The organism is Mucilaginibacter sp. UYCu711, assembly GCF_050433825.1.
In the GTDB taxonomy this organism is placed as follows: domain Bacteria; phylum Bacteroidota; class Bacteroidia; order Sphingobacteriales; family Sphingobacteriaceae; genus Mucilaginibacter.
The window spans coordinates 677,541-688,633 of the sequence record NZ_JBNPWM010000002.1 but is presented as its reverse complement, the minus strand read 5'-3'; the positions used below and the strand labels follow the sequence as shown (position 1 = coordinate 688,633).

General features: G+C 39.2%; 12 protein-coding genes. 5 read left to right on the top strand and 7 right to left on the bottom strand.

Annotated features, from left to right (window positions below):
- Both ABIB50_RS07170 and ABIB50_RS07165 read left to right on the top strand, forming a co-directional pair.
- On the top strand, positions 1 to 1,230 hold a 1,230-nt coding region (locus ABIB50_RS07170; protein WP_429378460.1), incomplete at its 5' end, for a restriction system-associated AAA family ATPase.
- Positions 1,214 to 2,230: a hypothetical protein gene (locus tag ABIB50_RS07165; RefSeq protein WP_429378459.1), complete on the top strand. Its 1,017-nt coding sequence runs from the start codon at positions 1,214 to 1,216 to the stop codon at positions 2,228 to 2,230. The genes ABIB50_RS07170 and ABIB50_RS07165, both read left to right, overlap by 17 nt.
- Before the next feature lie 67 nt (positions 2,231 to 2,297).
- On the opposite strand, the gene ABIB50_RS07160 is transcribed toward ABIB50_RS07165, so the two are convergent.
- Together ABIB50_RS07160 and ABIB50_RS07155 are read right to left on the bottom strand one after the other, a co-directional pair.
- Positions 2,298 to 3,515, bottom strand: a complete 1,218-nt coding sequence (locus ABIB50_RS07160) for a site-specific integrase (RefSeq protein ID WP_429378457.1) — start codon at positions 3,513 to 3,515, stop codon at positions 2,298 to 2,300.
- Positions 3,516 to 4,108: 593 nt separating this feature from the next.
- Positions 4,109 to 4,810, bottom strand: coding sequence for a sterol desaturase family protein (locus ABIB50_RS07155; protein ID WP_429378456.1), 702 nt, complete (start codon positions 4,808 to 4,810; stop codon positions 4,109 to 4,111).
- Between the two features lie 129 nt (positions 4,811 to 4,939).
- On the opposite strand from ABIB50_RS07155, the gene arsM reads away from it, so the two are divergent.
- Together arsM and ABIB50_RS07145 are read left to right on the top strand one after the other, a co-directional pair.
- Positions 4,940 to 5,911, top strand: coding sequence for an arsenosugar biosynthesis arsenite methyltransferase ArsM (gene arsM / locus ABIB50_RS07150; RefSeq protein ID WP_429378454.1), 972 nt, complete (start codon positions 4,940 to 4,942; stop codon positions 5,909 to 5,911).
- Between the two features lie 13 nt (positions 5,912 to 5,924).
- On the top strand, positions 5,925 to 6,917 hold the full coding sequence (locus ABIB50_RS07145; protein ID WP_429378452.1) for an NAD-dependent epimerase/dehydratase family protein: 993 nt from the start codon (positions 5,925 to 5,927) through the stop codon (positions 6,915 to 6,917).
- Here ABIB50_RS07145 and ABIB50_RS07140 read toward each other — a convergent pair.
- A complete protein-coding gene (locus ABIB50_RS07140) occupies positions 6,910 to 7,383 on the bottom strand; it encodes a TlpA family protein disulfide reductase (RefSeq protein ID WP_429378451.1) in 474 nt (157 codons plus the stop codon). The genes ABIB50_RS07145 and ABIB50_RS07140 overlap by 8 nt on opposite strands.
- Positions 7,384 to 7,444: 61 nt before the next feature.
- Between ABIB50_RS07140 and ABIB50_RS07135 the strand changes: the two genes are divergently transcribed.
- Positions 7,445 to 8,137: a TIGR04283 family arsenosugar biosynthesis glycosyltransferase gene (locus ABIB50_RS07135; protein ID WP_429378449.1), complete on the top strand. Its 693-nt coding sequence runs from the start codon at positions 7,445 to 7,447 to the stop codon at positions 8,135 to 8,137.
- Here ABIB50_RS07135 and ABIB50_RS07130 read toward each other — a convergent pair.
- Genes ABIB50_RS07130 through ABIB50_RS07115 form a run of 4 tightly spaced genes read right to left on the bottom strand, consistent with a single transcriptional unit; the run spans position 8,134 to position 10,926 of the window.
- A complete protein-coding gene (locus ABIB50_RS07130; protein WP_429378447.1) occupies positions 8,134 to 8,745 on the bottom strand; it encodes a TIGR04282 family arsenosugar biosynthesis glycosyltransferase in 612 nt (203 codons plus the stop codon). The genes ABIB50_RS07135 and ABIB50_RS07130 overlap by 4 nt on opposite strands.
- A gap of 9 nt (positions 8,746 to 8,754) precedes the next feature.
- On the bottom strand, positions 8,755 to 9,804 hold the full coding sequence (gene arsS / locus ABIB50_RS07125) for an arsenosugar biosynthesis radical SAM (seleno)protein ArsS (protein WP_429378445.1): 1,050 nt from the start codon (positions 9,802 to 9,804) through the stop codon (positions 8,755 to 8,757).
- Positions 9,804 to 10,139, bottom strand: coding sequence for an arsenosugar biosynthesis-associated peroxidase-like protein (locus tag ABIB50_RS07120; RefSeq protein WP_429378444.1), 336 nt, complete (start codon positions 10,137 to 10,139; stop codon positions 9,804 to 9,806). The genes arsS and ABIB50_RS07120 overlap by 1 nt, the downstream gene beginning before the upstream one ends.
- Positions 10,132 to 10,926 carry a DUF547 domain-containing protein gene (locus ABIB50_RS07115; protein WP_429378442.1) on the bottom strand — a complete coding sequence of 265 codons (795 nt, stop codon included), beginning with the start codon at positions 10,924 to 10,926 and terminating at the stop codon, positions 10,132 to 10,134. Before ABIB50_RS07115 ends, ABIB50_RS07120 begins: the two co-directional genes overlap by 8 nt.
- Between the last annotated feature and the right edge of the window lie 167 nt (positions 10,927 to 11,093).

The window sequence follows — 11,093 nt, the reverse complement described above, 5'->3', positions numbered from 1 at the left end:
GGTCAGTTTGCCCCGGAATGGGGTGGTCAATTTGACGCGGAATCACTGGTCACATTCCGCCGGAATCAGGTGGTCAATATCAGCGGTATATCCAAAGCCGAGAATAGTTTGATCTATATTGATAACAATATGAGTCAAGCTGTATTATTAACTTGTTTATTATTTGAGGATGAAGAAACTTTAGCACCGCTCAGGTCTGTAGATAATACAGGTATTTTAGGTTTAAGGAGCTTTAGGATGAGCATTCATCTCCACGAATTTGAATTTAAAGATTCGAAAGGAAACACACAGAAACTACCAATAATAGATTTTCTTGAGCATAGAGAACTAGATAATCTCAAAAAATGTGCTACATCATGGTTTGTAGATAATAAAACAAATACTTTATGGTTGGATTTCTATGTTGATGAAGCAACAACAGAAGCTTTTAGAAGCCATTTTAGTAGTGCTTTAGAATGCTTCCACTTATTCCGTTTATTATATGAGCTAAATAACTATTTCATTGACGAAAGAACCAAAGCCGAGGTATATCGATCAAAAGGCGTGTACACAGATGGCAAACTACCAACTCCAAGTCCATCTCAAGATGTATTTCATTTTTTAGATTTTTATATCATTAAGGAATTAAAAAAAACAGGTGAGAAAAAGGACTTGTTGCTAAGAAGTTTTTCCGATGGCGAACATCAATTCATTCATACTATGGGTATTTGTCTTTTGCTTAAAGACAGACGAACTTTATTGCTTTTGGATGAACCAGAAACCCATTTCAATCCTAGTTGGAGAGCAAAGTTTGTAAAGGTGTTGAATGATAGTATTGAAGCCGGAAGTAAAGGAAAAGGTTTCAATGTACATTTACTGAAAGACGTATTATTAACTTCACATTCTCCTTTCATTATATCAGATTGTTTGCCTGATAATGTTATCTTTTTTGAAAAGGAAGAGAATGGTAAAACATCTGCTAAAAAAGTTTCGGAACTTGATAATTCATTCAATACATATGGGACATCTGTTGAACTAATTCTGGATAAACTTTTTGATTATAATCAATCAATTGGCGACTTATCCTTTTCCGAAATTGAAAACATTAATATTAATGAAATAACTACACCTGAAGAAATTGCTAAAGCAAAGGCAGCATTGAGAAAATTTGGAGAATCCATAGAAAAAGATATGGTATTATCTCAGCTGAATAGAAAACTTAAAGATAATCCCAATGCTAAGAACTTATAAACCATTAGATAATCATGGAATTTTCATTTATCAAACTCACGTCCAGCATTTAGTATGTGAAGTTTGGTGTAACGCGACTGATGGACAAAATGCTCAAGATTTATTATCGGAAGAATTTGAGCTTATATATTCAGCAAGAGATTGGGTAAAGATAGCAGTAGATGAAATTTACGAGATATGCAAAGGATTAACGGATGATGAAAGGGCTGCAATCCGTGAAGCTTTCTTTATTAATAATGACATTGAATCTTTGTGCGAAGGAGCATCAAGTCCAATTGAACTGAACACATTACACCTTGTAGTTGAACAAAGAATGAAATCTTTGCTAGTCAGGTTTTATAATGAATTGATTAATTCAAGAGAAAAATTAGATTACTATAACAATCTAGTAGAGAATAATAATAATTATGACTTTTGCCCTTGCTGTGGATTGATCAGGATTGAAAGCAATGAATCCCCTTTTCGTGAGGATAATGATCACTATTTACCCAAAGCGGAATATCCCTTTGCATCAGTCAATTTTACAAATTTGCCGCCTTTATGTAGCAAGTGTAATAAAAAATGGAAGACAATAAAAAATCCATTTGAAAATGGAAGGAAATCGTTTTATCCTTTTAAACCTTTGGAAAATGAGTTTGAAATTATTGTTAGGATAAATGATTCAGATTCTACAGATTATCTGTCATTAAGTGAACAGGAAGTAGTAATGGGTTTTAATAATGATGTTGATAAAGTTGGCACTTGGAACTGGTTGTTTGGGATTACTACAAGATATAATGAGGAGGTAAGACAGTTTAGCAAAACGGAATTACGATTGCTGAAATTTAAATTTGAAAGGAATAAAACGAGGAATCATAATCTAACCTATCATGAAATTGTATCTGATGTTATCGAAGAATATATTATTGACAAGTACGATGACAGAAAATTTTTAAAAGCCTCATTTTTAAGAGAACTATTGACTAAATCTGAGTGGTTAGCAGTATATCATGTTTTGTAAAATTGAAATGCTGTCCCAAGTTATAATGCAGTAAGGGATTAAGCGAATCCCTTACTGCAAAAGATTATTATAATTCCAGCTTGCTAGTTAAAATCTGCATGTCACTACTAATTTTTCCATCCAATATTTTTGCATAATGCTGAGTTTGATGTAACGATTTATGACCAAGCATTTTAGACACCGTTTCAATTGGCACCCCGTTGTTTAAAGTTATTGTAGTGGCAAAAGTATGACGTGCTATGTGAAATGTTAAGTTCGTTATAATCCCACAGATGTCTGCGATTTCTTTTAGATAAGCATTCATCTTTTGATTAGTTAGCACAGGTAAAACATAGCTTCCATTGCTGCATTTTGGATGCTCTTTGTATTTATTCATGATATCTAAAGCAATTGGTAAAAGAGGCAATCGCGAAGGAGTGCCAGTCTTTTGTCGCTGAATATTAATCCAAGGGATACCATCAATACCATTCACAATTTGCACTCTTCGTAGATTACGGATGTCAACGTAAGCAAGCCCCGTGTAACAACTAAATAAGAAAATATCCTTAACATTATTTAGCCGGTCTGTTATAAAGGTTTTGTTGGCAATTGTGTTCAGTTCGTGTTTGGTTAATGCAACCCTTATTACATCATCCTTAATGAATCTAAGCTCTATAAATGGATCATTCTTTAACCAGCCTTTTCTAACACATTCCATCACAATTTTCTTCAGGGTGCTAACATACTTTATTACTGAATTATTTGCGCAATTTTTGAAAGCCCTTAACCAGAACACATATTCGGCCCCAAACTCGTAATTAAGGTCGGTGATACTGAAATCTTTTGTACCGTATTTCCACAAAATGAAATCTTTCGTATGCCGAAAAATGGTCTGATATCGTTTAAGAGTGGCCGGAGAATATCCCTTACCTATTAATGCCTCAATCTTTTTATTATGCTTTACAATAACCTGAAGCAGCATCTTTGTTTCATCTCCTTGACCAGTGATCTTATTCTTTAAGGAGTTTGCAGTAATGCTTTTATCATTTTCTATTAATGATAATTTGGCTTGATAAACTTTGGCAGAGAGAGTTTCTATATAGGCATTTAGATTTTTAGCATCTAGCTTTGTACCAACTGCACGCCCGGTAGGTTGATCCCATCTACTGGTTGGCCAGTGCCTCTTTATTGAAATATCACGACATACGCCATTCACTGTGATTCTTAAATAAACATAGTGGTTAGGTCTTTTCGTAGTTTTTGGTTGCTTTAAGAAGTAAAACAATCCGAAGCTTTTTTCCAGCATTTTCTAATAATTAGGGTTAATTAATGCTGAAAGATGTGATTTATATTCTAAGCCTTGTAAGTGCCTTTTTTACAGTTGTTTACAAGGATATCAAGACGTCTTTTTTAAATAAAAGAACGTCAGAAAAGACGCAAGTAAATTTTGGGCGTTTTTGAAAGATTTGATTAATGATACTGAAAATGAGGCAATTTTATGCTTAAAAGGACTGTTTTTATAGCTAAAAATTCAGGTTCGATTCTTTTACAGGCTGCTTAAAATGTAAATAACTTGCTGAAAATCAGCAAGTTATTTACCAGTAGCCCTTAGGGGAAGAATCTCGAACCATTTTATCAAGGATTTGAAGCGGTTAGCAGGCTAATCGAATAAACAAATACCCAGACCATATTGGCCAATTCTCAAGCCGTTTTAAGGGGGATTTACCAAAATTATCAAATATTTTATAAGGAATATCAATGCGATTATATTCCTTTTGCCAGTCCGTATGGGAACATATCAAACTTTTTGTTTAAGGATTTGAAGCTATTAGCTTGTACAGCAAAGCAACTTTTATATTATGAAAAATAGCTGCTGCCACGTAAAGGAAAAGCAAAATCTTATATGCCAAACTTGATCCTTTCAATTGGCTTTTTCCGGTAGCTTTTAAATAGCAAGTCCCAGAATGAAAACACCGAACCGTAATTGGAGTCCGTTTCAACAATTACATTGGAATGGTGTATACGATGCATATTGGGGCTAACAAATACCTTACGGAAGGCAGAGTCTATTTTGTAAGAAATCCTGATATTAGAATGTACCAAAAGCACTACCGGAAAAAACAGAATGCCATAAAGAATGAGCCCTGATACTGTGATGCCAATAAAAGGAAACACTAATGCCTTCACGATCACTGCAAAAAATAACTCTACCGTGTGAAAACGAACTGCCGTGGTACTGTTCATGCTTTCATCCTCATGGTGAAATTTATGAAACATCCACAGTAGCGGTATGGCATGATTGATCCGGTGCCACCAGTAGACAAAAAGATCAATGATGATTATCTGGAGTATTAACGATACCAGGACAGGCAATTTGGAAAACCCGGAAAAGCCAATATGGTGCGCAAGTGTATAGGTCATCAGCTTTTGCAAATAATAACCGCTTATAAAGGTGAATAGCAAGTTGATCAGCCCAATGCCGATATTTTTCAGGTCGTGCCCTTTGCCTAACAGTTCTTTACGCTGCGGGAAAATATGTTCGGCGATGTAAGCCATCAAAAAAACGAAACCAATAGCCATTGGCTGTAGGATAGGATTCATAACACCTTAACTGCTTTATAATGATCTTCCATGATAAAAATACGATGAATAACGCAGGATAAGTTTTAATCTCATCAAATAAAAGCCATACCAATATAAGCTGCGTATATTAACTATATATTCACCGTTATGGACAATTATCTCGATACCGCCATTGATGTTTACCGCGATGCTGCACTGAAACCGGATGTCGGGCTTTGCTGCACAACATCGCCTATGAACGCATTTCCGGGATTGGAGATACCGGCGATCATGAAGGAAATGAACTATGGTTGCGGTGCCATCGTCAGTGCAGGTGACCTGATAAACGACCCGAAGATCCTATATGTAGGTGTAGGCGGCGGTATGGAGTTATTGCAATTCTCTTATTTTAACAGGAGTAATGGTGGTGTCATTGGTGTTGATATTGTGGATGAGATGCTGCAAAGCTGCGCTAATAATTTAGCGGAGGCCGAGCAACTCAACCCATGGTTCAAAAAAGAATTTATTGATCTGCGTAAAGGCTCGGCTCTGCAACTTCCCGTAGAAGATAATACCATCGATGTTGCGGGGCAAAATTGTTTGTTCAATATATTTAAAGAGAACGACCTGAAACAGGCGCTTAGAGAAATTTACCGGGTGCTTAAACCTGGAGGCCGGTTGGTTATGTCCGATCCGGTTTGCGATCAGCCTATGAATGCCGAACTGCGCAACGATGAACGATTGCGTGCGCTTTGCCTTACCGGCTCACTGCCTTTGGCGGAATATATTAAAAGCATTACTGATATTGGGTTTGGCACCATCGAGATCCGGGCGAAACGCCCATACCGCATTTTGGCTCCCGGCCAATATCCTACGGAAGAACTGCTCTATATTGAAAGCGTGGAAGTTTGTGCGATCAAGGACCCGATGCCTGCTGATGGGCCTTGCGTATTTACAGGAAAGGCAGCCATATTTTATGGCGATCAGGAATATTTTGATGATGAAAAAGGGCATGTCTTATTGCCTAATCAACCGCTGGCGGTTTGCGATAAAACTGCGGGAAATTTAGCGGCACTATCTCGGAACGATATCTTCATATCTGGCTCAACATGGTTTTATGATGGTGGCGGTTGTTGCTAATTAAACAAAGGCGATGCATATTTTTATCACAGGTGCAACGGGGTATATCGGTCAACAACTGGCATTAAAGCTCGCTGAAGATGGGCATATCATTCATGCCTTAATACGTGATGAACAGAAAGGTGTTTTACTGGCTCATCCAAATATTATTTTATTTAACGGTGATATATTGAACAGATTATCCCTTCTTAAAGCCATGACAGGCTGTGAGCAGGTTTATCATTTGGCCGCGCTTGCATCTGTCTGGAACAAAAATCCTAACGCTTTTCATATACTGAATGTCGATGGCTTAAAAAACGTATTAGACTGCTGTATAGAGGTGAACATTAAAGATGTATTATTTACCTCAACCGCGGGGGTAGTTGGCCATGCTGAAAATATGCAGGCCGTTTGCGAACTCACTAACCCTGATCCGAAGCTGGAAACATTGTATGAAAAAAGTAAGGTAGAAGCAGAGTTGCTATTAAAGGAGTACAATAAAAAAGGTATCCGTGGCATAATAGTAAATCCAAGCCGGGTTTATGGGCCTGGACTGCTTACGGAAAGCAACGGTTTTACCAGGTTGATGAAAATGTATATAGAAGGACATTGGAAAATCAAACCTTGTAATGGTAAAAGCATTGGTAACTATGTTTACATCGATGATACGGTCGATGGATTGATCAGTGCGATGGAAAAAGCGAACCCCGGTGAACGCTATTTATTAGGTGGTATTAATGCCACTTATAACGAGTTCTTTGAATTAGTAGACCAGCTAACAGGAGTCAAACGCAAAATGTACAACGTGCCATTGCCGGTGATGCTTTTGATGTCCAGGATACAATTATTGATGGCTGAAGTATTTGGCAAACAACCACTCATAACACCGCCTTTTGTTCGTAAATATAATAAACATTGGATAGTTACATCCGCCAAAGCAGAGTGCGAACTGGGTTACCACATCACCCCGTTGAAAGACGGCGTGGCTAAAACGCTGCATTGGTTAACTAAAACTGCCCCTATTTAACGGCAGTGCTTAACTCAGCATAGGTATAAGCTGATTCATGAAATTTCTTTTGGGCGGTTTTACTATTGTAGATCAAAGTACCCGGTAGAGCGCCCGACCAGCCAGGACTGATCTTTTCTGTGTAGCTTGATGGTGCTTCATTGAGCAGGTAGACTTCTCCGGTCAGGTGGTGCGCCTTCACAAAAGGTTTCACTCCACTTTCTAATTTTGATTTAAGGTCAGTACTTACCAATATTACCTTAATGGGCTTTCCCTGGTTTGCGCTTTTGAACCTTTCAAAATCCGGCAATTCGTTGACACAGGGTTTGCACCAGGTCGCCCAAAAGTTGACGACATAGATCGTATCCTTGCCTTGTTTAAAACGGCTTTCCAATTGATTGACCGTGATTAATTTAACATCCTGTGCCTCAGCCTTAAGCATCAACAGGAAACTGAACAGGATTAATGAGAACAATTTACTTTTCATGGTCGTTTTTTATTATCCGGTACAAATAAATATACGTAGATTTCATTCAAACAGATTAACCATGCTCGTCAGTATTATTATACCCACTTATAATGAAGCTGAAAACATCGCTCAACTGATCGGCTATTTAAAAAATAACAGTAACGATTTATTGCTGGAAATTATCGTATCGGATGGTGGTAGCGGTGATAATACGTTGGCCTTAGCGGAGCAAGAAGGAGCCATCGCGTTAAATTCACCGGAAAAGGGCCGTGCAGCCCAAATGAACTATGGCGCATCAGTTGCCAAAGGTGACCTGCTTTATTTTGTACATGCGGATACGATACCGCCCCAAAGCTATCTTGCGGACATTACCCAAGCCGTAAGTAAAGGTTATGCCATGGGCAGGTACCTTTCCAGTTATGATAGTAAAAGTTGGTTGCTGAAATTGAATGCTTTTTTGAGCAGGCTGGATACTTTTGCCGGCATGGGGGGCGATCAAACTTTATTCATCACTAAAAAGTTATTTAAGCAAACAGGTGGGTTTGATGGCGGCATGAAGATCATGGAAGAATTTGAATTTTGTGCAAGGGCAAGAAACCAAGGGAAATACAAGATCATTCACAAGCCTGTTTTAATTTCCGCTCGAAAATATGATAGCAACGGCTGGTTAAAGGTTCAACGCGCTAATTATACCGTTGTTAGGATGTACCAAAAAGGAGCATCTCAACAGGACTTGGCGGCTACCTATAAAAAGATGCTCAACTATCGTTAAATTGTAATACCATTGACCTCCAGATCAGCGGCCTCATCCACATCATGCAACTTGTCCAGCATGATAAATGATTGGGAGAGATCATTCAGATCTTTGATAGTTTGTTGGTAAACCTGGTCAGTACTCCAGGCTTTATCCTTAAATAATTCCGGTATAAAATGGTTCATACCTAAAAGGTAATATCCTCCGTCAAACGTAGGGCCGACAACCGCGTGGTGCCCGTTTAATAAGGCTATTGCATCGTCTAAGATAGCGGTTCGTAATTGGTAACAGTCGCTCCCGATGATCAGCACCCTTTTAAATCCCTGCTCAAACAACTCGCCGAAAGCATTAGCCATACGCTGGCCCAGATCATTGCCGAACTGTTGCCTTTTGGTATAACCAGGATCGGTCCAGCTATCATGTTCGGGTACGCCATCCGCATAATAAATAAACTTCCTGCAATTTAAAGGCAAAGTAATCTGCCGGGTGTGCTGCAACAAAAGCTTATAAACTTCGAGTGCTTTTTCATCACCGATCACTTTAGCCAGCCGGGTTTTAACCTTGCCTAATTCGGGATGACGGACAAATATGATCAGGGCGGTGTTTAAGGGTGTAACTGTTGACATTGGATAGGGTTATTCGGCAACTACACCGCCACAACTTGAACCTGCACCTGCGGTGCAGCCATAACAATGCTGCTTTAAAATGATATTGCGGTTATTCAACAGGAATATATCAAAAGTGCTCAAATGCTGTGAACTTTCAGTGGTAACCAACAGGTCAAGCATCTGATTAAAATCACAATCGTATAAATAGCCATCCCAGCTAACGGAAATGGTATTGCGGCACATCACATTTTTAACAGCCGCCGGATTAAAAGCGGCGATCAGTTTTTCCATGTACTTATCATAGTTGCCTGTAGAAAGCAGGTAGTCCAGATAACGGCTGATGGGCATGTTAGTGATGGCGAACAGGTTATTGAATACAATGCCGAATTTCTTCATTAATTCAAATTTATACTCCTTTTCCAAAGCATCCTGTGACGGTGGTAAAAAAGCGCCTGCCGGATTGTAGACCAAATTGAGTGTTAACCCTGTACCGGGTTGTCCGTAACCTACCCCATTCAGCATTTGCAAGGCTTTGATGGAATCTTCAAAAACACCGTCGCCCCGCTGCCGGTCTGTTCTGTCCTGTGTAAAGCTGGGTAACGATGATATTACTTCTATCTGATGCAGCTTGAAAAACTCCGGCAGGTCGTGAAAGCGTTTATTTGCTAAAATAATCGTCAGATTGCAACGAACGATGATGTGTTTGCCCAGCTTTTTAATCTCTTCAACAAACCAACGAAAATCAGGATTTAGTTCAGGCGCGCCGCCGGTGAGGTCAACTATTTTGATACCGTCATTTTGCAGTACGTTCAAACAAAGCTGCATAGTTTCGCGGGGCATGATCTCCTTGCGGTCTGGCCCGGCATCCACATGGCAATGCTTGCAAACCTGATTACACATTTTGCCAACGTTCACCTGGAAGATCTCGACACCCGTCGCCTGCAATGGAAACATCCCCAGGCCGGATACCTTATCTTTAAATGAAGCGTGTTTATGCTCCCGCTGGTCTTCAAGGATGGCCAGCTGATTGTCTGAACTGGCTAAATGATGCTGTAATACTTTAAGCGACTTGATCATTACATGCTAATTTCTTTGACCTTGTTCATCATCTGTACCCCATGAACCAACACCGCACCGCCCTTAATGGCCGAGGCTACATGAACCGCTTCCATCATTTGTGCTTCGCTAAACCCTTTTTCATAGGCATCACTGCTGTAAGCATCGATACAGTAAGGGCATTGCACAGCATGGGCAACTGCTAAAGCGATCAGTGATTTTTCTTTAGCAGTCAATGCACCATCTTTAAAGACTTCGCCATAATAGTCGAAAAATTTATCGGCCATTGGTTTCTGGAACTCTGCGATGGTTCCGAATTTACCGAGGTCTTCGGCATTATAATAATGATCAGCCATTGTTTTCAGATTTATAGTTACTCAAATATAAACTCCAGTCGTACTTTTTAAAGTGGATGGTGGGTTTGCTATCCTGCGGGATGATCTTATTTTGCTTTAAGATTTTTAGCATGTTCTCTTTTCCACCGAAATCATGCCGGAACCAGCCCATCAGCGCAGGGACATCAACCACATTCTTTGCAACATCATATTCACATTCTCCCTTTAAATAGGTTTTTACAGCAACGGTTAACTGTTTATCAATACTGGCCGGTTCATAAAACGCGATGGGCGGGCAGCTTTTGGCCCCGCAGTTCAAAGCGAAATGTATGCGGTAATCCAGTTTCTCCACCCTGAACTTCTTTTCAAAAGCAGATGGAAACAGTTTCTCTAAATAGCCCTCGCTCCATTTAATTTTGGAGTGGCGCAAAATGCCATGTTCAATATCATCCAAACTTAATTGCTGCCCGGCAATATCAATTTGCCTGCTGGAAAAGAAAGAATTGCGGGTTTTGTATTGATCCGGGTCTTTTTTAAGGATAACCTGCGTGAAACCATTATAAATATTCAGCCAAAATGCCAGGCGTTTATGATCGGTATTTAATTCATTTGCCAGTACACCTTCATTGGCCTTGCTCAGTGTATCAATATATCCACTCGTGGTATCACCTGTTTTGGCAGCATATAAAAAGTCCTGTGAGATTTTAATATAATCAATGGACTTTGCGGAAGTTACATGCCGATTTGTAGCGCATACATTGGATGATGCAAAACCCGTTAACAAAAAAAACAATATTAACTTACGCATACCACAAGGTACGTAAATGCAGGTATACAAGTTTGAAATCGTAAAATGAAATTCAGCCTGTTGTCGTTTTATACATCTGCTAAAAAATAAAGACGGAATCCAAAGATGTGGATCCCGTCTTTAAAGAAGCACGTGTACTTGGTTAGCATCTATTTTTTAAACTGCTT

Excerpts from the sequence above, each read along its gene's own strand:
- ABIB50_RS07165 (WP_429378459.1), top strand. The coding sequence starts at position 1,214 with ATGCTAAGAACTTATAAACCATTAGATAATCATGGAATTTTCATTTAT.
- ABIB50_RS07160 (WP_429378457.1), bottom strand. The coding sequence starts at position 3,515 with ATGCTGGAAAAAAGCTTCGGATTGTTTTACTTCTTAAAGCAACCAAAA.
- ABIB50_RS07155 (WP_429378456.1), bottom strand. The coding sequence starts at position 4,810 with ATGAATCCTATCCTACAGCCAATGGCTATTGGTTTCGTTTTTTTGATG.
- arsM (WP_429378454.1), top strand. The coding sequence starts at position 4,940 with ATGGACAATTATCTCGATACCGCCATTGATGTTTACCGCGATGCTGCA.
- ABIB50_RS07145 (WP_429378452.1), top strand. The coding sequence starts at position 5,925 with ATGCATATTTTTATCACAGGTGCAACGGGGTATATCGGTCAACAACTG.
- ABIB50_RS07140 (WP_429378451.1), bottom strand. The coding sequence starts at position 7,383 with ATGAAAAGTAAATTGTTCTCATTAATCCTGTTCAGTTTCCTGTTGATG.
- ABIB50_RS07135 (WP_429378449.1), top strand. The coding sequence starts at position 7,445 with ATGCTCGTCAGTATTATTATACCCACTTATAATGAAGCTGAAAACATC.
- ABIB50_RS07130 (WP_429378447.1), bottom strand. The coding sequence starts at position 8,745 with ATGTCAACAGTTACACCCTTAAACACCGCCCTGATCATATTTGTCCGT.
- arsS (WP_429378445.1), bottom strand. The coding sequence starts at position 9,804 with ATGATCAAGTCGCTTAAAGTATTACAGCATCATTTAGCCAGTTCAGAC.
- ABIB50_RS07120 (WP_429378444.1), bottom strand. The coding sequence starts at position 10,139 with ATGGCTGATCATTATTATAATGCCGAAGACCTCGGTAAATTCGGAACC.
- ABIB50_RS07115 (WP_429378442.1), bottom strand. The coding sequence starts at position 10,926 with ATGCGTAAGTTAATATTGTTTTTTTTGTTAACGGGTTTTGCATCATCC.